This window comes from Streptomyces sp. PL-25 (assembly GCF_058344915.1).
In genome coordinates this window covers 2,824,278-2,849,162 of sequence record NZ_CP136997.1, presented here as the reverse complement: position 1 = coordinate 2,849,162, position 24,885 = coordinate 2,824,278, and the positions used below count along the sequence as shown (strand labels likewise).

The 24,885-nt window shown below is 70.0% G+C and carries 16 protein-coding genes and 3 rRNA genes; 11 read left to right on the top strand and 8 right to left on the bottom strand.

Annotated features, from left to right (window positions below):
- Nucleotides 1–15: 15 nt before the first annotated feature.
- The gene (locus R4Z62_RS12585) at nt 16–1,005 is read right to left on the bottom strand and encodes an RDD family protein (protein ID WP_491519845.1); all 990 of its coding nucleotides are present in this window, start codon (nt 1,003–1,005) and stop codon (nt 16–18) included.
- A 131-nt stretch (nt 1,006–1,136) separates the two neighbouring features.
- On the opposite strand from R4Z62_RS12585, the gene R4Z62_RS12580 reads away from it, so the two are divergent.
- From R4Z62_RS12580 to rrf, 4 genes are all read left to right on the top strand, one after another.
- Nucleotides 1,137–2,144 carry a stage II sporulation protein M gene (locus R4Z62_RS12580; protein WP_064533430.1) on the top strand — a complete coding sequence of 336 codons (1,008 nt, stop codon included), beginning with the start codon at nt 1,137–1,139 and terminating at the stop codon, nt 2,142–2,144.
- Between the two features lie 562 nt (nt 2,145–2,706).
- Nucleotides 2,707–4,231 (top strand): 16S ribosomal RNA (locus R4Z62_RS12575).
- A gap of 303 nt (nt 4,232–4,534) precedes the next feature.
- Nucleotides 4,535–7,653 (top strand): 23S ribosomal RNA (locus R4Z62_RS12570).
- A gap of 84 nt (nt 7,654–7,737) precedes the next feature.
- Nucleotides 7,738–7,854, top strand: a 5S ribosomal RNA gene (gene rrf / locus R4Z62_RS12565).
- The 16S, 23S and 5S rRNA genes sit together here, the layout of an rRNA operon.
- A 125-nt stretch (nt 7,855–7,979) precedes the next feature.
- Here rrf and R4Z62_RS12560 read toward each other — a convergent pair.
- The 5 genes from R4Z62_RS12560 to R4Z62_RS12540 are packed head-to-tail and all read right to left on the bottom strand — an operon-like array spanning nt 7,980 to nt 13,680.
- Nucleotides 7,980–9,290, bottom strand: a complete 1,311-nt coding sequence (locus tag R4Z62_RS12560) for a DUF58 domain-containing protein (RefSeq protein WP_491519844.1) — start codon at nt 9,288–9,290, stop codon at nt 7,980–7,982.
- Nucleotides 9,290–10,279, bottom strand: coding sequence for an AAA family ATPase (locus R4Z62_RS12555; protein WP_382849811.1), 990 nt, complete (start codon nt 10,277–10,279; stop codon nt 9,290–9,292). Before R4Z62_RS12555 ends, R4Z62_RS12560 begins: the two co-directional genes overlap by 1 nt.
- A complete protein-coding gene (locus R4Z62_RS12550; RefSeq protein WP_491519843.1) occupies nt 10,279–11,481 on the bottom strand; it encodes a DUF4350 domain-containing protein in 1,203 nt (400 codons plus the stop codon). Before R4Z62_RS12550 ends, R4Z62_RS12555 begins: the two co-directional genes overlap by 1 nt.
- Nucleotides 11,478–12,269 carry a DUF4129 domain-containing protein gene (locus R4Z62_RS12545; RefSeq protein ID WP_491519842.1) on the bottom strand — a complete coding sequence of 264 codons (792 nt, stop codon included), beginning with the start codon at nt 12,267–12,269 and terminating at the stop codon, nt 11,478–11,480. Before R4Z62_RS12545 ends, R4Z62_RS12550 begins: the two co-directional genes overlap by 4 nt.
- Before the next feature lie 4 nt (nt 12,270–12,273).
- Nucleotides 12,274–13,680 carry a glycerophosphoryl diester phosphodiesterase membrane domain-containing protein gene (locus R4Z62_RS12540; protein ID WP_491519841.1) on the bottom strand — a complete coding sequence of 469 codons (1,407 nt, stop codon included), beginning with the start codon at nt 13,678–13,680 and terminating at the stop codon, nt 12,274–12,276.
- A gap of 140 nt (nt 13,681–13,820) precedes the next feature.
- Here R4Z62_RS12540 and mtnA point away from each other — a divergent pair, with 140 nt between their 5' ends.
- The 7 genes from mtnA to R4Z62_RS12505 all read left to right on the top strand — a co-directional run bounded on the left by mtnA (nt 13,821) and on the right by R4Z62_RS12505 (nt 22,836).
- On the top strand, nt 13,821–14,975 hold the full coding sequence (mtnA, locus tag R4Z62_RS12535) for an S-methyl-5-thioribose-1-phosphate isomerase (RefSeq protein WP_385504505.1): 1,155 nt from the start codon (nt 13,821–13,823) through the stop codon (nt 14,973–14,975).
- A gap of 143 nt (nt 14,976–15,118) precedes the next feature.
- Nucleotides 15,119–15,808: a two-component system response regulator MtrA gene (mtrA, locus tag R4Z62_RS12530; RefSeq protein ID WP_216826769.1), complete on the top strand. Its 690-nt coding sequence runs from the start codon at nt 15,119–15,121 to the stop codon at nt 15,806–15,808.
- 1 nt (nt 15,809) lies between these two features.
- Nucleotides 15,810–17,915 (top strand): MtrAB system histidine kinase MtrB, encoded by a 2,106-nt coding sequence (gene mtrB, locus R4Z62_RS12525; RefSeq protein WP_491519840.1) that lies wholly within the window; start codon nt 15,810–15,812, stop codon nt 17,913–17,915.
- Nucleotides 17,905–19,746, top strand: a complete 1,842-nt coding sequence (locus R4Z62_RS12520) for an LpqB family beta-propeller domain-containing protein (RefSeq protein WP_382849799.1) — start codon at nt 17,905–17,907, stop codon at nt 19,744–19,746. Before mtrB ends, R4Z62_RS12520 begins: the two co-directional genes overlap by 11 nt.
- Nucleotides 19,747–20,011: 265 nt before the next feature.
- Nucleotides 20,012–20,911 carry a ComF family protein gene (locus R4Z62_RS12515; RefSeq protein WP_355477163.1) on the top strand — a complete coding sequence of 300 codons (900 nt, stop codon included), beginning with the start codon at nt 20,012–20,014 and terminating at the stop codon, nt 20,909–20,911.
- A 256-nt stretch (nt 20,912–21,167) separates the two neighbouring features.
- Nucleotides 21,168–21,860 carry a ribosome hibernation-promoting factor, HPF/YfiA family gene (gene hpf / locus R4Z62_RS12510; RefSeq protein ID WP_064533420.1) on the top strand — a complete coding sequence of 231 codons (693 nt, stop codon included), beginning with the start codon at nt 21,168–21,170 and terminating at the stop codon, nt 21,858–21,860.
- 229 nt (nt 21,861–22,089) lie between these two features.
- The gene (locus tag R4Z62_RS12505) at nt 22,090–22,836 is read left to right on the top strand and encodes a response regulator (RefSeq protein ID WP_018565489.1); all 747 of its coding nucleotides are present in this window, start codon (nt 22,090–22,092) and stop codon (nt 22,834–22,836) included.
- Between the two features lie 132 nt (nt 22,837–22,968).
- On the opposite strand, the gene R4Z62_RS12500 is transcribed toward R4Z62_RS12505, so the two are convergent.
- Nucleotides 22,969–24,156 (bottom strand): winged helix-turn-helix domain-containing protein, encoded by a 1,188-nt coding sequence (locus tag R4Z62_RS12500; protein WP_064533419.1) that lies wholly within the window; start codon nt 24,154–24,156, stop codon nt 22,969–22,971.
- Nucleotides 24,157–24,204: 48 nt separating this feature from the next.
- On the bottom strand, nt 24,205–24,795 hold the full coding sequence (locus R4Z62_RS12495) for a GNAT family N-acetyltransferase (protein ID WP_491519839.1): 591 nt from the start codon (nt 24,793–24,795) through the stop codon (nt 24,205–24,207).
- Between the last annotated feature and the right edge of the window lie 90 nt (nt 24,796–24,885).

Sequence of the window (24,885 nt, the reverse complement as noted above, 5' to 3'; positions counted from 1 at the left end):
CGGCACGGACCGGCCCTAGGCAGGCGGCACGAACCCGGTCGCCGGCCGCCGCGTCTCCACGTCCGCCGCGTCGGAAGGCGCCGGAGACGGAGACGACGGGGCCGGAGACGGCGAGAAGGCAGGAGAAGCAGGAGAAGCGGGAGAAGCGGGCGGGGAAGGCGGGGAGAACGGAGAAGGAGACGGGACCGGGGACGACGCGGGCAGCGTCTCCGGCGCGGCGAAGGCACGAGCCGCCTCCGGTCCACCCCCGACGGGAGAGTGCCGGAACGCCCGTCGCGCCTCCCGCACCTGCCGCTCCTGCAACACCGCGGCCAGGTACATCGCCGGAGGCACCCCGGGCGGTACGGGAACACCGGTGAACGCGGAGAGATCGGCGGCGAGCCGCTGCGCGAGGTCCCGGCCGGCCTGCGGGTCAAGCTGCTGCATCCGCGTCAGGTACTGCCGCACGGCCAGCCACAGCCCGTCGGGCACCGCCGACAGATCGAGGGCCGAGAACCGCCCGGCCAGCCAGGGCGGCGGTGGTGGCACGGCGGACATCCGGCCGGCAGCCGTCCGCTCCCGCACCACCAGGGTCCCCGCGAACACATCGCCCAGCCGCCGACCCCGCGCCGACACCAGCGAGGCGATGCAGGCGACGATCCCGAAGGTCATCAGGATCTCCACCACACCGATCGCGCCGCGCACCAGCGCGTGCCGGAACCTGATCGGCCCGCCGTCGTCCCGGACGACACGCAGCCCGCACGCCAGCTTCCCGAGGGACCGCCCGTGGCTGAGCGTCTCCACCGCGATCGGACCGCCCACCAGCACCAGCAGGAAGGCCGCGATCGACAGCGCGACCTGCGCCGCCTCGTCCAGCGAGGCCGTGGCGACCAGCAGCCCCACGCTCACCAGGAGGTAGGCGGCCACGGTCACGGCGAGGTCGAGCAGCACGGCCAGCGCCCTGCTGGGCAGCCTCGCGGGGCGCAGCTCCAGCGCCACCGCCTCACCCGTCACCAGCTCACTCACGCTCTGCCGCCCTTCCCTGGCCTGCCCCGAGAACCGCCAGTCTGCCAAGCTGAGGGCCGTCGCGTCGCAGTAGGACAAGCAGACACATCCGACGGACCGCCGACCAACCAGCCGAGGAGCAGGCAGACACGATGGACCTGGACGTCTTCGTCTCCGCCCACCGACCCGAGTGGGACCGTCTCGAAGCGCTGCTCGCCCGCCGACGCCGCCTCACCGGCGCGGAGGCCGACGAGCTGATCGTCCTCTACCAGCGTGCCGCCACCCACCTGTCGCTCATCCGCTCCAGCGCCCCCGACCCGCTGCTGACCGCCCGGCTCAGCCAGCTCGTCGCCCGCGCGCGCGGGGCGGTGACCGGGACCCGGCGGGCCTCGTGGCGCGACGTCACCCGGTTCCTGCTGGAGGGCTTCCCGGCGGCGGTCTACCGGGCACGCCACTGGTGGGTGCCCACGGCACTCCTGTCCACGGTCGTCGCCGCACTCCTGGGCTGGTGGATCGGCACCCACCCGGCGGTGCAGGCCACCATCGCGGCCCCCAGCGAGCTACGGCAGCTCACCCGCCCCGGCGGTGAGTACGAGACCTACTACTCGGACCATCCCGCGACCGCCTTCGCCGCGCAGGTGTGGACGAACAACGCCCAGGCCGCCGCGATGTGCCTGGTCCTCGGTGTCTTCCTGGGACTGCCGGTCCTGTGGGTCCTCTTCGAGAACATGCTCAACCTGGGCGTCGGTATCGGCCTGATGTCCTCGGCCGGACGCCTGGACACCTTCCTCGGCCTGGTCCTCCCGCACGGCCTGCTGGAACTGACCGCGGTCTTCGTGGCCGCCGGTACGGGACTGCGCCTCGGCTGGACGCTCATCGACCCGGGCCCGCGCACGCGTCGCGCCGCGCTCGCCGAAGAGGGGCGGGCCGCCGTGGGCATGGCCATCGGCCTCGCCCTGGTCCTGTTCGTCTCCGGCGCCATCGAAGGCTTCGTCACCCCGTCCGGCCTGCCCACCTGGGCCCGCATCGGCATCGGCGTCGTCGCCGAGGCGGCTTTCCTGACCTACGTGTACGTCCTCGGCGGCCGGGCCGTACGCGCCGGCGATACGGGGGACCTGGAGGCCGCCGAGCGAAGCGCCACCGTGCCGACGGCCGCCTGATGTGCGTTTCCGCCCGCTGAACTGCTAGTGTCCTCTTCGCCCCACCGGAGCCGTTGACACGGAGCGGGTGGGGAGGTAGATTCGAACAGTTGCCTGGAGCTGACCTACTGGTCCGGCAGGCGGGCAACGGTGAACATCTATCCGCTTCCGGAGTCATTCAGATTCCCGAGAAGCCCCGATGAATCGGAAAACGAAGCCCGGTCAGACCGGCTCCAAACTTCTGATAAAGTCGGATCCGCCGGAAAGGGAAACGCGGAAGCGGGAACCTGGAAAGCACCGAGGAAATCGGATCGGAAAAGGATCTGATAGAGTCGGAAACGCAAGACCGAAGGGAAGCGCCCGGAGGAAAGCCCGAGAGGGTGAGTACAAAGGAAGCGTCCGTTCCTTGAGAACTCAACAGCGTGCCAAAAGTCAACGCCAGATATGTTGATGCCCCGTCTCCGGCCGTCATGGTCGGGACGAGGTTCCTTTGAAGAAAACACAGCGAGGACGCTGTGAACCGGGGGAACATTCCTTCCTCTTGGTTCCGCTCTCGTGGTGTCGCCCCGATTACGGGGAAGCATTCACGGAGAGTTTGATCCTGGCTCAGGACGAACGCTGGCGGCGTGCTTAACACATGCAAGTCGAACGATGAACCACTTCGGTGGGGATTAGTGGCGAACGGGTGAGTAACACGTGGGCAATCTGCCCTGCACTCTGGGACAAGCCCTGGAAACGGGGTCTAATACCGGATACGAGTCTCCAAGGCATCTTGGGGACTGTAAAGCTCCGGCGGTGCAGGATGAGCCCGCGGCCTATCAGCTTGTTGGTGAGGTAGTGGCTCACCAAGGCGACGACGGGTAGCCGGCCTGAGAGGGCGACCGGCCACACTGGGACTGAGACACGGCCCAGACTCCTACGGGAGGCAGCAGTGGGGAATATTGCACAATGGGCGAAAGCCTGATGCAGCGACGCCGCGTGAGGGATGACGGCCTTCGGGTTGTAAACCTCTTTCAGCAGGGAAGAAGCGAGAGTGACGGTACCTGCAGAAGAAGCGCCGGCTAACTACGTGCCAGCAGCCGCGGTAATACGTAGGGCGCAAGCGTTGTCCGGAATTATTGGGCGTAAAGAGCTCGTAGGCGGCTTGTCACGTCGGTTGTGAAAGCCCGGGGCTTAACCCCGGGTCTGCAGTCGATACGGGCAGGCTAGAGTTCGGTAGGGGAGATCGGAATTCCTGGTGTAGCGGTGAAATGCGCAGATATCAGGAGGAACACCGGTGGCGAAGGCGGATCTCTGGGCCGATACTGACGCTGAGGAGCGAAAGCGTGGGGAGCGAACAGGATTAGATACCCTGGTAGTCCACGCCGTAAACGGTGGGCACTAGGTGTGGGCGACATTCCACGTCGTCCGTGCCGCAGCTAACGCATTAAGTGCCCCGCCTGGGGAGTACGGCCGCAAGGCTAAAACTCAAAGGAATTGACGGGGGCCCGCACAAGCGGCGGAGCATGTGGCTTAATTCGACGCAACGCGAAGAACCTTACCAAGGCTTGACATACACCGGAAAACTCTGGAGACAGGGTCCCCCTTGTGGTCGGTGTACAGGTGGTGCATGGCTGTCGTCAGCTCGTGTCGTGAGATGTTGGGTTAAGTCCCGCAACGAGCGCAACCCTTGTCCCGTGTTGCCAGCAGGCCCTTGTGGTGCTGGGGACTCACGGGAGACCGCCGGGGTCAACTCGGAGGAAGGTGGGGACGACGTCAAGTCATCATGCCCCTTATGTCTTGGGCTGCACACGTGCTACAATGGCCGGTACAATGAGCTGCGATACCGTGAGGTGGAGCGAATCTCAAAAAGCCGGTCTCAGTTCGGATTGGGGTCTGCAACTCGACCCCATGAAGTCGGAGTCGCTAGTAATCGCAGATCAGCATTGCTGCGGTGAATACGTTCCCGGGCCTTGTACACACCGCCCGTCACGTCACGAAAGTCGGTAACACCCGAAGCCGGTGGCCCAACCCCTTGTGGGAGGGAGCTGTCGAAGGTGGGACTGGCGATTGGGACGAAGTCGTAACAAGGTAGCCGTACCGGAAGGTGCGGCTGGATCACCTCCTTTCTAAGGAGCATCTAACTGCCGTAAGGCAGTCAGAGCCACTACGTCGGCGAATGATCGACGGTGGTCAGCTCATGGGTGGAACGTTGACTACTCGGCACGGATGGTTCTGAGGATCACTAGTACTGCTTCGGCGTGGAACGTGGGTTCGAGGGTGAGTCTGTGTCGGGCACGCTGTTGGGTGTCTGAGGGTGCGAGCGTTGCTCGTCCTTCGGGTTGCCGGCCCCAGTGCACTCGGGATGTTGTCCCGGGGTGATGGGTGGTTGGTCGTTGTTTGAGAACTGCACAGTGGACGCGAGCATCTGTGGCCAAGTTTTTAAGGGCGCACGGTGGATGCCTTGGCACCAGGAACCGATGAAGGACGTGGGAGGCCACGATAGTCCCCGGGGAGTCGTCAACCAGGCTTTGATCCGGGGGTTTCCGAATGGGGAAACCCGGCAGTCGTCATGGGCTGTCACCCGCTGCTGAACACATAGGCAGTGTGGAGGGAACGCGGGGAAGTGAAACATCTCAGTACCCGCAGGAAGAGAAAACAACCGTGATTCCGGGAGTAGTGGCGAGCGAAACCGGATGAGGCCAAACCGTATGCGTGTGAGACCCGGCAGGGGTTGCGTATGCGGGGTTGTGGGATCTCTCTTCTACGGTCTGCCGGCCGTGGGACGAGTGAGAAACCGTTGATGTAGGCGAAGGACATGCGAAAGGTCCGGCGTAGAGGGTAAGACCCCCGTAGTCGAAACATTAGCGGCTCGTTTGAGAGACACCCAAGTAGCACGGGGCCCGAGAAATCCCGTGTGAATCTGGCGGGACCACCCGCTAAGCCTAAATATTCCCTGGTGACCGATAGCGGATAGTACCGTGAGGGAATGGTGAAAAGTACCCCGGGAGGGGAGTGAAATAGTACCTGAAACCGTGTGCCTACAAGCCGTGGAGCGTCGGATGCAGCTTGCTGTATCTCGTGACTGCGTGCCTTTTGAAGAATGAGCCTGCGAGTTTGCGGTGTGTTGCGAGGTTAACCCGTTGTGGGGTAGCCGTAGCGAAAGCGAGTCCTAACAGGGCGGTGGAGTAGCACGCTCAAGACCCGAAGCGGAGTGATCTAGCCATGGGCAGGTTGAAGCGGAGGTAAGACTTCGTGGAGGACCGAACCCACCAGGGTTGAAAACCTGGGGGATGACCTGTGGTTAGGGGTGAAAGGCCAATCAAACTCCGTGATAGCTGGTTCTCCCCGAAATGCATTTAGGTGCAGCGTCGTGTGTTTCTTGCCGGAGGTAGAGCACTGGATAGGCGATGGGCCCTACCGGGTTACTGACCTTAGCCAAACTCCGAATGCCGGTAAGTGAGAGCGCGGCAGTGAGACTGTGGGGGATAAGCTCCATGGTCGAGAGGGAAACAGCCCAGAGCATCGACTAAGGCCCCTAAGCGTACGCTAAGTGGGAAAGGATGTGGAGTCGCAGAGACAACCAGGAGGTTGGCTTAGAAGCAGCCACCCTTGAAAGAGTGCGTAATAGCTCACTGGTCTAGTGATTCCGCGCCGACAATGTAGCGGGGCTCAAGCGTACCGCCGAAGTCGTGTCATTGCAGCATGTACGCCCAACGGGTGTGTGGGTAGGGGAGCGTCGTCTGCCGGGTGAAGCGGCACTGGAAGGTAGTCGTGGACGGTTGACGAGTGAGAATGCAGGCATGAGTAGCGATTCACACGTGAGAAACGTGTGCGCCGATTGACTAAGGGTTCCTGGGTCAAGCTGATCTGCCCAGGGTAAGTCGGGACCTAAGGCGAGGCCGACAGGCGTAGTCGATGGATAACCGGTTGATATTCCGGTACCCGCTGTGAAGCGTCAAACATCGAGCATCGTGATGCTAAGGCCGTGAAGCCGCCCTGATCTCTTCGGAGTTGAGGGGAGTGGTGGAGCCGCTGAACCGAGCGGTTAGTAGGTGAGTGATGGGGTGACGCAGGAAGGTAGTCCATCCCGGGCGGTGGTTGTCCCGGGGTAAGGGTGTAGCCCGAGTGGTAGGTAAATCCGCCGCTCTTGCAGGTTGAGACCTGATGCCGAGCCGATTGTGGTGAAGTGGATGATCCTATGCTGTCGAGAAAAGCCTCTAGCGAGTTTCATGGCGGCCCGTACCCTAAACCGACTCAGGTGGTCAGGTAGAGAATACCGAGGCGTTCGGGTGAACTATGGTTAAGGAACTCGGCAAAATGCCCCCGTAACTTCGGGAGAAGGGGGGCCACATCTGGTGAGGATCTTTACGGTCTGAGCTGGGGGTGGCCGCAGAGACCAGCGAGAAGCGACTGTTTACTAAAAACACAGGTCCGTGCGAAGCCGTAAGGCGATGTATACGGACTGACGCCTGCCCGGTGCTGGAACGTTAAGGGGACCGGTTAGCTCCATTTCGGTGGGGCGAAGCTGAGAACTTAAGCGCCAGTAAACGGCGGTGGTAACTATAACCATCCTAAGGTAGCGAAATTCCTTGTCGGGTAAGTTCCGACCTGCACGAATGGCGTAACGACTTCTCGACTGTCTCAACCATAGGCCCGGTGAAATTGCACTACGAGTAAAGATGCTCGTTTCGCGCAGCAGGACGGAAAGACCCCGGGACCTTTACTACAGTTTGATATTGGTGTTCGGTTCGGCTTGTGTAGGATAGCTGGGAGACTTTGAAGCGTGCACGCCAGTGTGTGTGGAGTCGTCGTTGAAATACCAGTCTGGTCGTGCTGGATGTCTAACCTGGGTCCGTGATCCGGATCAGGGACAGTGTCTGATGGGTAGTTTAACTGGGGCGGTTGCCTCCTAAAGGGTAACGGAGGCGCCCAAAGGTTCCCTCAGCCTGGTTGGTAATCAGGTGTTGAGTGTAAGTGCACAAGGGAGCTTGACTGTGAGACCGACGGGTCGAGCAGGGACGAAAGTCGGGACTAGTGATCCGGCGGTGGCTTGTGGAAGCGCCGTCGCTCAACGGATAAAAGGTACCCGGGGGGGATAACAGGCTGATCTTCCCCAAGAGTCCATATCGACGGGATGGTTTGGCACCTCGATGTCGGCTCGTCGCATCCTGGGGCTGGAGTCGGTCCCAAGGGTTGGGCTGTTCGCCCATTAAAGCGGTACGCGAGCTGGGTTTAGAACGTCGTGAGACAGTTCGGTCCCTATCCGCTGTGCGCGTAGGAGTCTTGAGAAGGGCTGTCCCTAGTACGAGAGGACCGGGACGGACGAACCTCTGGTGTGCCAGTTGTTCTGCCAAGGGCATGGCTGGTTGGCTACGTTCGGGAGGGATAACCGCTGAAAGCATCTAAGCGGGAAGCCTGCTTCGAGATGAGGGCTCCCACCCACTTGATGGGGTAAGGCTCCCAGTAGACGACTGGGTTGATAGGCCGGATCTGGAAGCACGGTAACGTGTGGAGGTGACCGGTACTAATAGGCCGAGGGCTTGTCCTCAGTTGCTCGCGTCCACTGTGTTGGTTCTGAAACCACGAACAACCCCATGTGCCACACATGGTGCGGTTGATTGTTTCATAGTGTTTCGGTGGTCATAGCGTGAGGGAAACGCCCGGTTACATTCCGAACCCGGAAGCTAAGCCTTACAGCGCCGATGGTACTGCAGGGGGGACCCTGTGGGAGAGTAGGACACCGCCGAACAATTTTTAGGGAAGACCCCGCACCTCACGGTGCGGGGTTTTTCTGCGTTCAGGGGCTTTTCGTGATGTCCCTCTTCTGACACCTTCCCGGCCCCTTTCCGTCTCTGGGACGGAAGGGGCAGTGCTTCAGAGCCGGCCTGCTGCCTTCAATGCCAGGTAGGCGTCCGCGAGTGCGGGAGCCAGGTTGTCCGGAGTCGCGTCGACGACGGTGACTCCCTGGCGGCGCAGTTGTTCCGCGGTGCGCTGGCGTTCGCCCTGGGCCTGGGCCGCCGCAGCGGCTTCGTACACCGCGCCCGTGCTGCCCCGGGCAGTGGCCATGCGGGCTACGTACGGGTCCGCGACCGAGGCGACCAGTACGGTGTGCCGTTGCGTGAGCTGAGGGAGGACCGGGAGCAGGCCCTCTTCCACGGGGGCCGGGTCCAGGCTGGTGAGCAGGACGATCAGGGAGCGGCGGGGCGCCGTGCGCAGTGCGGTCGCCGCGAGGCCCCGGGCGTCCGTCTCGACGAGTTCCGCTTCCAGCGTCGCCATGGCGTTGACCAGGGACGGCAGCAGCATTCCCGCGGCGCGGCCCTGGACGAGGGCCCGCACCCGGCGGTCGTAGGCGAGGAGGTCGACGCGGTCTCCGGCCCGGGAGGCGAGGGCGGCCAGGAGCAGGGCGGCGTCCATGGCGGCGTCCAGGCGGGGCGCGTCCGCGACCCGGCCGGCCGAGGTGCGGCCGGTGTCGAGGACGAGCAGGATGTGGCGGTCGCGTTCGGGACGCCAGGTCCGGACGGCGACCGCGGACTGTCGGGCGGTGGCGCGCCAGTCGATGGAGCGGGTGTCGTCGCCGGGCACGTAGTCGCGCAGGCTGTCGAACTCGGTGCCCTCTCCGCGGGTGAGGACGCTGGTGCGGCCGTCGAGTTCGCGGAGCCGCGCCAGTTTGGACGGCAGGTGCTTGCGGCTGGTGAACGGAGGGAGGACCCGTACCGTCCAGGGGACCTGGTGGGTGCCCTGGTGGGAGAAGAGGCCGAGCGGGCCGTAGGAGCGGACGGTGACACGGTCGGCCCGGCGGTCGCCGCGGCGGGTGGGGCGCAGCCGCGTCGTCAGCCGACGGCGTTCGCCGGCGGGGACGGTCAGGTGGTGGCGGGAGGCATCGGTCTCCGTGCCGGGCTGCCAGCTGCTGGGCGGCCAGGCGTCGCGGATCCGGGCCCGCAGGGGGCGGCCGGACGGGTTGGTGACGGTGAGCGTGACGTCGGCGGTGTCGCCCAGACGTACGGAGGTGTCGCCGGAGCGGGTCAGGCCGAGGCCGCGTACGGGCGCGGCCAGGGCGTAGTCGCAGGCGCAGGCGACGGCCAGGGGCGCGTTGACGGCGAGGACTCCGGTCCAGCCGGCGTCCCAGAGGCCGACGGGAACGGAACCGAGGGCCGCGAGGAGTGCGGCGCGTCCGGTGAGGGCCATCAGCGGGGGACCGGGACGTGGGTGAGGACAGCGGTGATCACCGAGTCGGCGGTGACGCCTTCCATCTCCGCTTCCGGGCGCAGCTGTACGCGGTGGCGCAGCGTGGGCAGGGCGAGGGCTTTGACGTCGTCGGGGATGACGTAGTCGCGGCCGGTCAGCCAGGCCCAGGCGCGTGCGGTGGACAGCAGAGCGGTGGCGCCGCGCGGGGAGACGCCCAGGGAGAGGGACGGGGATGCGCGGGTGGCGCGGCAGATGTCAACGACGTAGGCGGCGATCTCGGGGGAGACGGTGGTCGCGGCGATCGCGGTGCGGGCGGCTTGCAGGTCGGCGGGGCCCGCTACGGGGCGTACGCCGGCGGCGCGCAGGTCGCGCGGGTCGAAGCCGGCGGCGTGCCGGGTGAGGACGTCGATCTCGTCGTCCCGGGAGGGCAGGGGGATGGTCAGCTTGAGCAGGAAGCGGTCCAGCTGGGCCTCGGGCAGCGGGTAGGTGCCCTCGTACTCGACCGGGTTCTGGGTGGCGATGACCAGGAAGGGGTCCGGGAGCGGGCGCGGTGTGCCGTCGACGGTGACCTGGCGTTCCTCCATGGCCTCCAGCAGCGAGGACTGGGTCTTCGGCGGGGTGCGGTTGATCTCGTCGGCGAGGAGGAGGTTCGTGAAGACCGGGCCGGGCTGGAAGGAGAACCGGGTGGTGCGGGCGTCGTAGACGAGGGAGCCGGTGACGTCGCTGGGCATCAGGTCGGGGGTGAACTGGACGCGTTTGGTGTCGAGTTCGAGTGCGGCGGCGAGGGTGCGCACGAGGAGGGTCTTGGCGACTCCGGGGACGCCTTCGAGCAGGACGTGGCCGCGGCAGAGCAGGGCGACGACGAGACCGGTCACGGCGGGGTCCTGGCCGACCACGGCCTTGGCGATCTCGGCGCGCAGGGCCTCCAGGGAGGACCGGGCGGCGGTCGCGTCCCCGGTGTGCCCGGCGTTGTCAGTGGTCGGGTCCATCATGGACGGCGTACCTCTCTTTCGAGGGCGTCGAGTCGGTCGGCGAGGGAGACGAGGGCCGCGTCGTCGCCGGGCGGCGGGCCGAAGAGCAGGTCGTGCAGGGGCTGTGCGTCGCCGTCCAGGCGGACGGACAGGGCGGGGAGAAGTGCCTCGGGCGTGTGCGCCTGGGTGGTGGGGATGCCGACGAGGGGAGCGAGGCGGGTGCGGGTGGCGGAGCGAAGAGCGGTGGCGGCGCGGTCGCGGGCGTTCACCTTGCGGTAGAGGCGGGCGCGGCCCTCGGTGGTTTCGGAGGCGCGGATCGCGACGGGGAGTTCCTCGGGCACGAGCGGGCCGAAGCGGCGTGCCCGCCACAGGGCCGCCAGTGCGGCGGCGATGAAGAGCTGGAGGGTGCCCCAGAGCCAGCCGGAGGGCAGCAGGTCGAAGAAGCCGCGCTCGCCGCTGTCGGGGGCGGAGGCGTCGTCGAGCGAGGGGAGGTACCAGACGAGATGGGGGCGCGAGCCGAGGAGTTGGAGGGCGAGCGAGGCGTTGCCCTGCTGGTCGAGGCGGTTGTTGAAGAGGATGTCGGGCGCGCCGAGGACGACGGTGTCGCCGTGCGCGGCCTGCGGGATGCGCAGCAGGGTGGGCAGCCCGTCGCTCGGGTAGCAGGAGTCGGCGCGCACGGTGGTCGAGTAGCGGATGCCGTCGCCGAGTTCGGCGGGTCCGGCGCGGCGGGCGGCGGGCAGGGCGCAGCCGGGTGCGAGCACGGTGTCGAAGCCGGGCGCGGTATCGACGGTGACGCCGGGGGCCAGGCGGTCGAGGGAGGGAGTGCCGGGGGCGACGAGGACGGTGCGTCCGCCGGTGCCTGCGGTGGCGGCGCGCAGCCGGGACTGCTGGTCCCGCGTCAGCAGGTCGGGGACGGCGACGAGCAGGGTGGTGTCGGGTCCGGCCGCGGCGCGTGCCTCGTCGAGGCCGGTGACGACGCGGCTGCTGACGTGCCGGTCGGCGAGGAGAGCGGCGACGGCGCGGCTGCCGTGCGGGTCGGCGGAGCGCGGGTCGAGGCGGCCGTGCCGGTCGCCGGAGCGCAGTGCGGCCAGGACGAGGCCCGCGGCGAGCAGGATCAGCAGCGCGAGCAGGATGCCGCGCGCGCGGGTCCAGGTCTGCCGGGCGGTGGGCGAGGTCGAGGTGGCCGGGGGCGGGGCCGCGGTGGTGGCCTCGGTGGTCATCCGGCGGCTCCCCGCTGGGTGGTGTCCGCCGTGCTCGTCGTGCTCGCGGCTGGCTGGGGCCGGGTGTGCTCCAGGTCGCGGTCGAGTACGGCGATGTGGCGGTACGTCTGCTCGGTGGCGCGGCGGCCGCCGTATGTGACGTCGTCGAAGTCGCGGGCGGCGGTGTGCAGCCGGTCGGCGTGGGCGGGCAGGGCGCGGCCTGCCTCGGCCGCGGCCTCGTCGGCGGTGCGGCCGGGGCGGGTGTCGAGAAGGGCGCGTTCCTCCAGGGAGCGGACGAGGGCGCGCATGCGTTCCTGGACGGCGGGGTTCCAGTGGCCCTGGGCGGCGTGCGCCTCGGCGGCGGCGCGGTGTTCGGCGGCGCTGCGGGGACGGTCGTCGAACAGGGCGGGGGCGGAGGCGGGTGCGCGGTGCGGTGTGCCCAGGCGCCACCACAGGGCGCCCAGTACGGCGAGGACGGCAAGGACGATCACGACGAGTCCGGCCGTGCCGCCGGGGGTGGCCGTCGAGGCGGAGTCGAAGAGTCTGCCGACCCAGTCCCAGAAGTGGTCGAGGGCGCGTTGGAACAGGCCGGGGTCGTTCTCGTGGTACACGCGCTTGGACAGTTCGCGGCGGGCGGCCTCCCGCGCGGGGTCGCGCGGGAGGGTCACCGGTGGTGTGCCGCCGGGGCCCGGCTGCGCCAGGACGAGCGTGCGCCCGGTGCGCGGCAGGGACCGCAGGATCCCGTCGGCGTGGTCCGCCGCGCGCGCGGGCGCGGGCGGCGCTGTGAGAACTCCCCCCGGCAGGCTCACGGCATCAGCTTCCGGAGGCGGGTGCGTCGGTGCCGTGGCCCTGGACGCCTGCGGCGCGGGCCAGTTCCAGGTCGAGGGCTTCGCGGCGGATGCGCTGGTCGACGTAGAGGAGCACGGTGACACCGGCCGTGATCGGGAGTTTGATCATGGAGCCGATCACCGTGCCGATTCCGGTGATGACCAGGTACGTCCAGCTGAGCTGGGTGCTGCCGTCCAGGAGGCCGGAGAACCCGCCGTCGCTGAAGGCGGAGGCGATCAGGCTGAAGGGGATGACGATGATCGCCGAGATGATGCCGACGATCAGCGCGGTCAGGAGCTGGATGCCGAAGATCCGCCACCAGGAGCCGTTGACCAGCTTGACGGAGCGGCTCATCGCCTTCTTGACGCCCTGCTTCTCCAGCATCAGCGCGGGCGGGGCGAGGGAGAAGCGGACCGCGAGCCAGATGGCGACCACACCGGCGCCCAGCGCACCGAGGACGGCGATCGCGGTGCCTCCGACGGGGGACCCGGTCGCGGCGACGATGAGGCCGGGTACCAGGCCCACGGCGAAGACGCCGAGGCAGATGACCAGCAGCACGAGGAGCAGACCGAGCAGCCTGGGCAGTTGGGGAGCGGCGTCGCGCCAGGCCTCGCGCAGGGTGACGGACCGGCCGAGCACCGCGCGGCTGGTGACCGTGGTGAGCAGGCCGGTGGCGAGGACGGCGCCGATGACGCCGACCAGGAAGATGATGCCGGAGCCGAGGAGGCTGTCGCCCGTGGCCCGGAGCACTTCGCGGGGCGTGGCGTCCGGGTCCTTGAGCGCGTCGTTGCCGATGACGCCGTTCAGCGCCAGACGCTGCACCAGGATGACGACGATCTCGGTGACGACCGCGATGGCCAGCGCGATGCCGAGCACGGCCCGCCAGTGGGCGCGCATCGTGGACACGGCGCCGTCGAGGATCTCGCCCAGGCCGAGCGGGCGCAGCGGGATCACACCGGGCTTGGCCGCGGGCGGCGGTCCGCCCCAGCCGGCGCCCCAGGCGCCGTAGCCGCCGGGACCGGGTCCGTAGCCACCTGGGCCGCCGTAGCCCCCGGGGCCTCCGGGGGTGCCGTATCCGCCGTATCCGTAGCCGCCCGCGGGCGGCGGGGCGCCCCAGCCGGGGCCGGGGGGCGGCGGGGGCGGAGCCTGGCCGGGTGCCGGGGCCGCGGGGCCTCCGGTGGGTGCGGACCACTGGCCGGCCGGAGGCTGCTCCTTGGACCACTTGGGGCCGGGGTCCTGCGGCTGCGCTCCGGGCCGGTCCGCGGGCCGCTCGGGCCGGGCCGGCGCCGAGGGGTCGGGACGGCCGGCGGCGTCGGCAGGGCCGGACGCGCCGGGTTCCTGCCCGTCGGACGGGGCGGATCCGGGCGAGGCCCAGCCCGGAGTGTCGTTCATCGTCGCTCCTTCACGGTGCCCGTCCGCGGTCGCGGCGGCAGGTGGGGTGCCATCGTGTCATGGGGCGGTGACAGGGTGACCTGCCGCGGTGGCCGCTGCACGCCTTCCATTGTCCGCGGGATACGGGGAACACTGACGGCATGGCTGATCAGTACGCGCAGGCTCGCGAGGACAACCGGCCGCCGGGAATTCCCGCCCTTCGCTGGGAGGAGCCGCCCGAGGGCCCCGTCCTGGTCCTCCTGGACCAGACGAGGCTGCCGGCCCAGGAGGTCGAGCTGGTGTGCACGGACGCGCCCGCGCTGGTGGAGGCGATCCGGTCGCTCGCCGTGCGCGGGGCGCCGCTGCTGGGCATCGCCGGGGCGTACGGCGTCGCGCTCGCCGCCGCCCGCGGCTTCGACGTGGACGACGCCGCCGACGCGCTCGCGGGAGCGCGGCCGACCGCGGTGAACCTCTCGGTGGGGGTGCACCGGGCACGGTCGGCCTATCACACCGCGCTGGCCGAGACCGGTGATCCGCTGCTGGCCGCTCCGGCGGCGCTGGCGGCGGCGCGGCAACTGCACCGGGAGGACGCGCGGGCCAGCGCGCGCATGGCCGAGCACGGCCTGGCGCTGCTCGACGAACTGCTGCCGGCCGGTGGGCACCGGATCCTCACGCACTGCAACACCGGGTCGCTGGTGTCGGGCGGGGAGGGCACGGCGTTCGCGGTGGCGCTGGCGGCGCACCGGGCGGGCCGGATGCGCCGGCTGTGGGTGGACGAGACCCGGCCGCTGCTCCAGGGGGCGCGGCTGACGGCGTACGAGGCGGCGCGCAACGGTCTGGCGTACACGCTGCTCGCCGACAACGCGGCCGGCTCGCTGTTCGCCGCCGGTGAGGTGGACGCGGTGCTGATCGGCGCGGACCGCATCGCGGCGGACGGCTCGGTGGCGAACAAGGTGGGCAGCTATCCGCTGGCGGTGCTCGCCCGCTACCACCACGTGCCGTTCATCGTGGTCGCCCCGGTGACGACGGTGGACGAGCGGACCCCGGACGGGGCGTCCATCGAGGTGGAGCAGCGTCCGGGGCACGAGGTGACGGAGCTGACGGCACCGCAGGTCCCGGGGACGGGCGCCGGTGGCGGCATCCCGGTCGCGCCGCTCGGTACGCAGGCGTACAACCCCGCGTTCGACGTGACCCCGCCGGAGCTGGTGACCGCGATCGTCACCGAACAGGGCGCCCTGTCGCCGGTGACGGCCGAGGGACTGGCCGAGCTGTGCGCGCGCTCGCGGCGGGCGGCGGAGGAACACGGGAGAGGGTAGGCGGCGGGGCGGAGGAGGCACCGGCCGGGGCTCGTGCGGTGCCCGTTCCCGGGGCGTGGGCAGACAGTGACGGCTCCGTACGACTATCGTCACAGGCCAGTGAGCTGTCTCACCTGGATCTTCGCCACCGTTACGAGAATGGGATGATGTCGTTTATGAAGGGACGAGTCCTTGTCGTCGACGACGACACCGCACTGGCCGAGATGCTCGGGATCGTGCTGCGTGGTGAGGGTTTCGAGCCGTCGTTCGTGGCTGACGGCGACAAGGCGCTGGCCGCTTTCCGGGACGCCAAGCCCGATCTGGTGCTGCTCGACCTGATGCTGCCCGGCCGGGACGGCATCGAGGTCTGCCGACTGATCAGGGCCGAGTCCGGCGTGCCGATCGTGATGCTGACCGCCAAGAGCGACACCGTCGATGTCGTCGTGGGCCTGGAGTCCGGGGCCGACGACTACATCGTCAAGCCGTTCAAGCCGAAGGAGCTGGTCGCCCGGATCCGGGCGCGGCTGCGCCGTTCGGAGGAGCCCGCTCCCGAGCAGCTGGCCATCGGTGACCTGCTCATCGATGTGGCCGGGCACTCGGTGAAGCGGGACGGGCAGTCGATCGCGCTGACCCCGCTGGAGTTCGACCTGCTGGTCGCGCTGGCCCGCAAGCCGTGGCAGGTGTTCACCCGTGAGGTGCTCCTGGAGCAGGTGTGGGGCTACCGTCACGCGGCGGACACCCGCCTGGTGAACGTCCATGTCCAGCGGCTGCGTTCCAAGGTCGAGAAGGACCCGGAGAAGCCCGAGATCGTGGTGACCGTCCGTGGCGTCGGCTACAAGGCCGGACCGAGCTGACATGTCCGGGGACAGTGCCGCTTCGGCGCCCGGACGGACCGGGACCCGCGCGGAGCGGCCTGTCGGCCGGAAGGGCGCGGGTTCCCGCTGGGGACGCCTCCTGGAGGGCGGGCTGCTGCACGGCGGTGTGCAGGGCAGCCCGGTGCTGCGGCTGCTGCTGCGCTGGGTGCGCAGGCCGCTGCTGCCCGTCATGCGCCTGTGGCGGCGCAACATCCAGCTCAAGGTCGTCGCCACCACCCTGCTGATGTCGCTGGGCGTCGTGCTGCTGCTGGGCTTCGTCGTCATCGGCCAGGTCCGCAACGGACTGCTCGAAGCCAAGGTCAGGGCGTCGCAGAGCCAGGCGACGGGCGGGTTCGCGGTCGCCAAGCAGCGGGCCGACGAGGCCGCGAGCGGCGCCGGGGACGACGCCGCCGGAACGCCCGCTGACGGGCACGCCTCGCAGAACGTCATCTCCTGGATGAGCGAACTGGTCTCCTCGCTCTCCAGCGGCGGCCAGGGCGCCTTCGACGTGGTGACGCTGCCCGCGGGCGAGGAGAGCGTCGGAGGACGCGGTCCGCGCGCCTCCGGCCAGGTGGATCCGACCGTGAGCGTCCCGGAGGACCTGCGCGCCCGGATCAACGGCAGCATGACCGCCGCACAGAGCTACACGCGCATCGTCTACAAGGACGCCGACAAGGTGCCCCAGCCCGCCCTGGTCATCGGCAAGCAGGTCAACGACCCCAACGGCGACCCGTACCAGCTGTACTATCTCTTCCCGCTCACCCAGGAGGAGAAGTCGCTCAGCCTGGTCAAGGGGACGCTGGCGACGGCCGGGCTCTTCGTCGTCGTCCTGCTCGGCGCGATCGCCTGGCTCGTGGTGCGCCAGGTGGTGACGCCGGTGCGCATGGCCGCGGGGATCGCCGAGCGGCTGTCGGCCGGGCGGCTCCAGGAGCGGATGAAGGTCACCGGTGAGGACGACATCGCCCGTCTGGGTGAGGCGTTCAACAAGATGGCGCAGAACCTCCAGTTGAAGATCAACCAGCTGGAGGACCTGTCCCGGATGCAGCGCCGGTTCGTCTCCGACGTCTCGCACGAACTGCGGACGCCGCTGACCACTGTACGGATGGCCGCCGACGTCATCCATGAGGCGCGCGAGGACTTCGACCCGGTCACGGCGCGGTCGGCGGAGCTGCTGCTCGACCAGGTGGACCGGTTCGAGTCGCTGCTCGCCGACCTGCTGGAGATCAGCCGCTTCGACGCGGGCGCCGCGGCCCTGGAGGCGGAGCCGGTCGACCTGCGCGAGGTGGTGCGGCGGGTGGTCAGCGGCGCCGAGCCGCTCGCGGACCGCAAGGGCACCTGCATACGCGTCACCGGCGACCAGCAGCCCGTCGTGGCCGAGGTCGACGCCCGGCGGGTGGAGCGCGTCCTGCGCAATCTGGTCGTCAACGCCGTCGAACACGGCGAGGGGCGGGACGTCGTCGTCCGGCTGGGCGCCGCGGGCGGCGCGGTCGCCGTCGCGGTGCGCGACTACGGTGTCGGACTCAAGCCGGGCGAGGCGACCCGCGTCTTCAGCCGCTTCTGGCGGGCCGACCCGGCACGCGCGCGTACCACCGGCGGTACGGGTCTGGGGCTGTCGATCGCCCTGGAGGACGCCCGGCTGCACGGCGGCTGGCTCCAGGCGTGGGGCGAGCCGGGCGGCGGTTCGCAGTTCCGGCTGACGCTGCCCCGGACGGCGGACGAGCCGCTGCGGGGTTCGCCGATACCGCTGGAGCCCAAGGACTCGCGGCGCAACAGCGGACGCGAAGCGGCCGGTGCGGGCCGCGCCGCGAAGCGGGCCACCGTTCCCGCCCAGCCGACCGCGGAGCGCTGCGCGGGACAAGGCCGGGACCCGATAGCGGCCCGGTCGCCCGTGGCGGCACCCACCGCCGACCCGACCGCACTGCCGGGCAACGGCGCGCGCGTGGTGCCGCGGCCCGCCTCGGGCACGCGGCGGCAGGGCACCGCGCCGGAAGCGGAGGCGTCCGCCGTGGAGCGGCCGGCCGGAGAACGTGCGGGCGGGGCCCCGGGCCCGGAGGGGACCGGGCCCGGGGTCGCGAAGGAGCAAGGGGAGGCATTTCGTGGGCGCTGACCGCGAGGGGGGCGCGCGGCGTCGGCGGATGCGTGCGCTGGTGTGCGCCGCCTGGGGGGTCGTCCTGCTCGCGGGATGCGCCTCGATGCCCGACAACGGCGACCTGCGGGACGTGGAGTCCACGCCGCGCCAGGACACCGAGGTACGGGTCTTCGCCATGCCCCCCAGGGACAACGCACCGCCGTCCGAGATCGTGCAGGGTTTCCTTGAGGCGCTGACCAGCGACGACCCGCAGTACGCGACGGCCCGGCAGTATCTGACGACGACGGCCGCGCGGCAGTGGCGGCCCGAGACGTCCACGACCGTGCTCGCCGACGGATGGGACATCGAGGTCGACCGGGCCACGGCGCACGAGGACACCGGCGACTACGCGTTCACGCTCACCGGCAGCAAGGTGGCCCGGGTGGACGAGCAGCAGTCGTACGCGCCGCTGGACGGCCGCTACAGCCAGTCGGTGCACCTGACGCGTGACAAGAAGTCCGGACAGTGGCGCATCGACACGCCGCCGCAGGGGGTCCTCATGGGCCGCTCGGACTTCCAGCGCAACTACATGCCCGTCAACAAGTACTACTTCGCCTCGAACACGCCGGGCGGCGTCCGGCGACCGGCCACGGCCGTGGCCGATCCGGTGTACGTACGGCAGCGCGTCGACGCCATGACCCAGGTGGTCCGCTCGGTGCTCACCGGTCCGACCCGCTGGCTGGACCGGGTGGTCAGGTCGAGCTTCCCGACCGGGACGGCGCTGCGCAAGGACGTCACCGGGCTGGCGCCCGACGACCAGAACCGGCTGACCGTGCCGCTGAACGCCAAGGCGTCCGGCGTCGGCGGCGAACGCTGCTGGGAGATGGCCGCGCAGGTGCTGTACACGGTGCAGAACCTCACGCCGACCGTGGAGACGGTGGCGTTGCAGCGCGCCGACGGAAGCACGCTGTGCACGCTCGGCGCGGACCGGGCCCGCACCGTGGCCACCCGTGGGCCGGTGAAGCGGCCCGAATACCTGTACTTCCTCGACGACAAGCGCCGGCTGGTGCGGATCCCCGGCGGCAGCTCCGGGACGAACGTAGAACCGGTGCCGGGCGCCCTGGGCGAGGGCGCCCAGCGGCTCGGTTCGGCGGCGGTGGCGTGGGACGAGCGCAGCGCCGCCGGGGTCAGCAACGACCGCAGGGAACTGTTCGTCGGGCCGCTGGAGCAGGGCGGCGCGCTCGGTACGCCGGTGCTGCGGAGCAACGGCAAGTCCGAGGACGACCGGCTGACGCCCCCCAGCTGGGACGCGCGCGGCGACCTGTGGGTGGCCGACCGCGATCCGGCCCGGCCGCGGTTGATGGTGCTGGAGCAGGGGACCGGCCAGCCGGTCGAGGTGGCCGTCCCCGGTCTCGACGGACGTGTCGACGCGGTGCGGGTGGCCGCCGACGGTGTGCGCATCGCCCTGCTCGTGGAGCACAAGGACCACACCAAGTCCCTGCTCATCGGGCGGATCGAACGGGACGCCAAGGCGGATGGGCGGTCCGCGGTCGCGGTGCTCGAACTGCGCTCGGCGGCCCCCGACATGGAGGACGTCACGGCCATGTCCTGGGCGGGCGACAGCCGCCTCGTGGTCGCCGGACGCGAGCAGGGCGGTGTGCAGACCATGCGGTACGTGCAGGTCGACGGCTCCACGCCGGACGTCCCCGCGCCCGCCGCGCTCACCGGCGTGCGCTCCATCGCCGCGTCCGAGGACGAGCGGCTGCCGCTGGTGGCCTACTCGGAGGCGGACGGGCTGGTGCGGATGTCGTCCGTGGCGCAGTGGCAGAAGGTGGTCAAGGAGGGGGCGGCGCCCGTCTATCCCGGGTGAGGTCAAGGTCGGCTTCGATGGGGTCTCGGCTTCGGTGGGGGAGTCTCGGCTTCGAGGGAGTCTCGGCTTCGAGGTGAGCACGGCTTTCCTCCGGCCTCCGGCCCCGGGCCCCCACCCGAGGCCCCGGCCCCGGTCCCTTCTTGGGCCGGGGCCTTCACTCGTGCGGGTGAAGCCCTGCCCGGCCCCGTAGGGGTTGTCCACAGCGCGTCGCGGTCCGTTGTCCACAGGGGTGGCCGACGCGGCGCCGCCTCGGCACAGTGGACGTATGCGCAGGTGGTGGCGGGACCTCACCGACCTGGTACTGCCGACCGAGTGCGGAGGCTGCGGCAGGCCGCGCACGGTGCTCTGCCCCCGGTGCCGTGCCGCCCTGGGCCGGGCCGCGCCGCGCCGGGTGCGGCCGGACCCGGCGCCGCGCGGTCTGCCGGCCGTGCATGCGGCCGCTCCGTACGCGGACGAGGTCAGGGCGGCTCTCCTCGCCCACAAGGAAAGAGGAGCGCTGGCCCTGGCCGGACCACTGGGCGCGGCGCTGGCGGGCGCCGTGCGGGCCGGGCTGCGCACGGCCGGGATCCCGGACGCGGCCCGGGGCGGCACCGGACCGGTGCTGCTGGTGCCGGTGCCCTCCGCGCGGGGCGCCGTGCGGGCCCGGGGGCACGATCCGGTGCGGCGGATCGCGCTGGCGGCGGCCGGTGAGCTGCGCCGTTCGGGACTGCCGGTCCGGACGCTCACCGTGCTGCGGCAGCGGCGCGCCGTGGCCGACCAGTCGGCGCTCGGCTCCCGGCAGCGGCAGGCGAACCTCGCCGGTGCGCTGCGGGCGGTCCCGGGCGGCGGGCGGCTGCTGCTGGACGGGCCCGTCGTGCTGGTCGACGACCTGATGACGACGGGGGCCTCGCTGACGGAGGCGGCGCGCGCGGTGAGGTCGGCCGTGTACACGGCGCGGGCCCGGGAAGGGATGGAGGAACGGAAGCCGGTAACACGGCGGAAGGAGGGGAACCCGTTGTACGGCACATCCGAATTGGCGGATGCCGGCGGAAGCGGTGACGTGATCTGCGCGGCCGTCGTCGCCGCTCCACCGGATTCCTTCGAAATAGACGGAACTGACAGCGGAGACGCATCGTTGCAGGTAATGACAGGGGCAATTCATCTGGATGGAGGTACACCGCGGTAGAGGGTGACGCCATCCCACCCGGCGAGATATGTTCGGGGTGTGAGGGAAAGGCGCAGGCCGTTCCCGTCATATCCGAATGCCGTGCCGCGAGTTTGCGCTTTTTCGCAATCTCCCCGCATCGGCAGGGTGGAGATCTCGCCCGCGGGGAAGGGGAGGTGGATGTCACCGAGTCCGAGGTTCCGGACCTGACCGGAACCGGGTGCGAAAGGGAGACGCTCCGCCGAGGAAGCGGAGCGATCCGGGAACGGAGTTCTGCGTGGACATCGTCGTCAAGGGCCGCAAGACAGAGGTGCCCGACCGGTTCCGCAAGCACGTGGCCGAGAAGCTGAACCTGGAGAAGATTCAGAAGCTCGACGGCAAGGTGATCAGCCTCGACGTCGAGGTGTCCAAGGAGCCCAACCCCCGGCAGGCCGACCGTTGCGACCGAGTGGAGATCACGCTCCGCTCCCGCGGTCCGGTGGTCCGGGCGGAGGCGGCGGCCAGCGACCCGTACGCGGCACTCGACCTCGCGGCGGAGAAGCTGCACGCACTGCTGCGCAAGCAGCACGACAAGCGTTTCTCCCGGCGCGGTGCGCGCCGCATCCCGGCCTCCGAGGTCCCCGACCGCGTGCCGGGCGTGGCCGCGCTCAACGGCAGCGGGCAGACCGCCGCCGAGGAGGCCGCTGACCACGTGCCCACGAAGAAGGTGGGCTCGCTCGAGGTACAGGGCGACGGCCCGCTCGTGGTCCGCGAGAAGACCCACCTCGCCGCTCCGATGACCCTCGACCAGGCTCTCTACGAGATGGAGCTGGTCGGGCACGACTTCTACCTGTTCGTCGACTCGGAGACCAAGGAACCGAGCGTGGTCTACCGGCGGCACGCCTACGACTACGGCGTGATCCACCTCAGGACGGACACGATGGTCGCGGTGGAGAACTCCCCCGAGGCGGGCGGCACGCTGGGCGGCTGACCACCCGCCCCGTCCCGCTCCGGCCGATACAGCCGGGCCGGTGCCCCCGGAGTGCGCGTGTGCGCCCCCGGGGGCACCGACGTGCGACCCCCTCGCGCCTCGCTCGGTCACCGCGGGGGCCGCTGAGCATGGAATCATGGCCGCAACGGCCCAACGGCTGGGCCGTTGCCTCGGGTTGGCCAGCCACGGCACCCCACACCGGGCCACAGCCTCAGGGGGAGGAACAACGATGACGGACAGCTTCGGACCGATGCGGGACGAGGACGCCGACCGCGGCGCCGTCGGCATGGGTCCGGACACGGGCCCGTCCCGTGCGGAGCCGATCAGGGTCCTGGTGGTCGACGACCACGCCCTTTTCCGCCGTGGCCTGGAGATCGTGCTCGCCGCCGAGGAGGACATCCAGGTCGTCGGCGAGGCGGGCGACGGCGCCGAGGCCGTGGACAAGGCCGCCGACCTGCTGCCCGACATCGTCCTGATGGATGTGCGGATGCCCCGGCGCGGCGGGATCGAGGCGTGCACCTCCATCAAGGAGGTCGCCCCCAGCGCGAAGATCATCATGTTGACGATCAGCGACGAGGAGGCCGACCTCTACGACGCGATCAAGGCGGGCGCGACCGGTTATCTCCTCAAGGAGATCTCCACGGACGAGGTGTCCACCGCGATCCGCGCGGTGGCCGACGGGCAGTCGCAGATCAGCCCGTCCATGGCGTCCAAGCTGCTCACCGAGTTCAAGTCGATGATCCAGCGCACCGACGAGCGCCGTCTCGTGCCCGCCCCCCGGCTGACCGACCGGGAGCTGGAGGTCCTCAAGCTGGTGGCGACGGGGATGAACAACCGGGACATCGCCAAGGAGTTGTTCATCTCCGAGAACACCGTGAAGAACCACGTCCGCAACATCCTGGAGAAGCTCCAGCTGCACTCCAGGATGGAGGCGGTGGTGTACGCGATGCGGGAGAAGATCCTCGAGATCCGCTGAGCCGCCCCGCTGCCTCTCCTCGCCGCGCTGCCTCTCCCCGTCCCGCTGTCTCCCCGCCCCGGTCGTCCCTCCCGCCCGCCGTCTGCCGCCCCGTCCGGCACCGCTGTCGGCCGCCGCTCTCCGTGCGAGCGGTCAGCGCAGGGCCGCGGCCAGCGTCCGGCTCACCTCCTGGGCGAGGGGTTCGCGCAGCTCCGGGGCGTCCACCCGCTCCACGCGCACGTCCGTGATGCCCACCCAGCCCGCCGCCTCGACCAGCGCCTGGGCCACCGCGGGGACCGCCTTGGGACCGTCCAGGGTGACCTGCTTGGCCACCAGCGTGCGGCCCTCGCGGGCCGGGTCGACACGCCCGACCAGCCGGCCGCCCGCCAGCACCGGCATCGCGAAGTAGCCGTGCACCCGCTTGGGCTTGGGGACGTACGCCTCCAGGCGGTGGGTGAAGCCGAAGATCCGCTCGGTGCGCGCCCGGTCCCAGATCAGCGAGTCGAACGGGGACAGCAGAGTGGTGCGGTGCCGGCCGCGCGGCGGGGTCGCCAGGGCTTCCGGATCCGCCCAGGCGGGCCTGCCCCAGCCCTCGACCGTGACCGGGACCAGGCCCGAGTCCGCGATCACCGCGTCGACCTGGTCGCCCTTGAGCCGGTGGTAGTCGGCGATGTCCGCGCGCGTGCCCACGCCCAGGGACCGGCCGGCCAGCCCGACCAGGCGGCGCAGGCACTCGGTGTCGTCCAGCTCGTCGTGGAGCAGGGCGGCGGGGACGGCGCGCTCGGCCAGGTCGTACACCCGCTTCCAGCCGCGGCGCTCGACGCAGACCACCTCCCCGTACATCAGGGCGCGCTCGACGGCGACCTTGGTCCCCGACCAGTCCCACCAGTCGCTGGTCCGCTTGGCGCCGCCCAACTCGGTCGCCGTCAGCGGGCCCTCGGTGGTCAGCTGCTTGATCACCTGGTCGTAGGTGCCGCCGGGCAGCCGGTGGTTCCAGTGCGGGCGGCCCCGGTAGGCGCGGCGCCGGAAGGCGAAGTGCGGCCACTCCTCGATGGGCAGGACGCACGCGGCGTGCGACCAGTACTCGAAGGCGTGGGTGCCGGTCCAGTAGGCCTGCTCCACTGTGGTGCGGCCCACCGCGCCGAGCCGGGCGTAGGGGATCAGCTCGTGGGAGCGGGCGAGCACCGAGATGGTGTCCAGCTGGACCGCGCCGAGATGGCGCAGCACGCCCCGCACACCGGATCTCCGGTCGGGGGCGCCGAGGAGGCCCTGGGCGCGCAGGGCGATACGGCGGGCTTCGTCGGCCGACAGATCGGCGATGGGGCGCGGGACGCTCGTCATGGACCGCACGATAGGGCCTGCCACTGACACCCCGCCCCGGCCTGGGCGTCATCCGCCGGAGGACCGGGAAGGGGCGGGCACATAGGGAGCCGTCGCGGGCAGCCCCAGGTCGGAGGGGAGCAGGGAACCCACCCAGCAGTCCCGTCGTACGCCCTTGTTGTCGAGCGCCGCGCGCAGGGTGCCCTCGACGGTGAAACCGGTCCGCTCGGCGACCGCGCGGGAGGCGGTGTTGCCCACCTCGGCGCGCCACTCCAGGCGGTCCACGGCCAGGTGCGCGAAGGCCCAGCGGGCGGTGGCGCGGACCGCCTCGGAGACGTGGCCGTTGCCGCGGTGCTCCCTGGTGCCCCAGAAGCCGACCTCGGCCGTGCCCGGGGCGCGCCGGGTGATGCCGAGCATGCCCACCAGGTCGTCGGCGGGCGCGGGCAGGAAGAGCCCGAAGGTGAACATGGAGTCGTCGGCCCAGCCGTCGGGCACCAGGCGCTCGGTGAAGTCGCGCGCGTCCTCGTACTGATAAGGGGAGGGGATCGTGGTCCAGCGCTGGATGTCCGGGTCGAGCGCGGCGGCGTACACCGTGTCGGTGTCCTTGGGCCCGACGGTGCGCAGGACGAGGCGGGCGGTGGTCAGGGTGACGGGTTCCATCGGCCGATTCTGCTCGTGGGCCGTGCGGGGCGCCATCGTGTTTCCCGCTCTGTGAGCGGGCGGTCACGATTCGCGCAAATCCCGGGCGGG

Coding starts and splice junctions, on each gene's coding strand:
- R4Z62_RS12580 (WP_064533430.1), top strand. CDS start 1,137: ATGGACCTGGACGTCTTCGTCTCCGCCCACCGACCCGAGTGGGACCGT.
- R4Z62_RS12560 (WP_491519844.1), bottom strand. CDS start 9,290: ATGGCCCTCACCGGACGCGCCGCACTCCTCGCGGCCCTCGGTTCCGTT.
- R4Z62_RS12555 (WP_382849811.1), bottom strand. CDS start 10,279: ATGGACCCGACCACTGACAACGCCGGGCACACCGGGGACGCGACCGCC.
- R4Z62_RS12550 (WP_491519843.1), bottom strand. CDS start 11,481: ATGACCACCGAGGCCACCACCGCGGCCCCGCCCCCGGCCACCTCGACC.
- R4Z62_RS12540 (WP_491519841.1), bottom strand. CDS start 13,680: ATGAACGACACTCCGGGCTGGGCCTCGCCCGGATCCGCCCCGTCCGAC.
- mtnA (WP_385504505.1), top strand. CDS start 13,821: ATGGCTGATCAGTACGCGCAGGCTCGCGAGGACAACCGGCCGCCGGGA.
- mtrA (WP_216826769.1), top strand. CDS start 15,119: ATGATGTCGTTTATGAAGGGACGAGTCCTTGTCGTCGACGACGACACC.
- mtrB (WP_491519840.1), top strand. CDS start 15,810: ATGTCCGGGGACAGTGCCGCTTCGGCGCCCGGACGGACCGGGACCCGC.
- R4Z62_RS12515 (WP_355477163.1), top strand. CDS start 20,012: ATGCGCAGGTGGTGGCGGGACCTCACCGACCTGGTACTGCCGACCGAG.
- R4Z62_RS12505 (WP_018565489.1), top strand. CDS start 22,090: ATGACGGACAGCTTCGGACCGATGCGGGACGAGGACGCCGACCGCGGC.
- R4Z62_RS12500 (WP_064533419.1), bottom strand. CDS start 24,156: ATGACGAGCGTCCCGCGCCCCATCGCCGATCTGTCGGCCGACGAAGCC.
- R4Z62_RS12495 (WP_491519839.1), bottom strand. CDS start 24,795: ATGGAACCCGTCACCCTGACCACCGCCCGCCTCGTCCTGCGCACCGTC.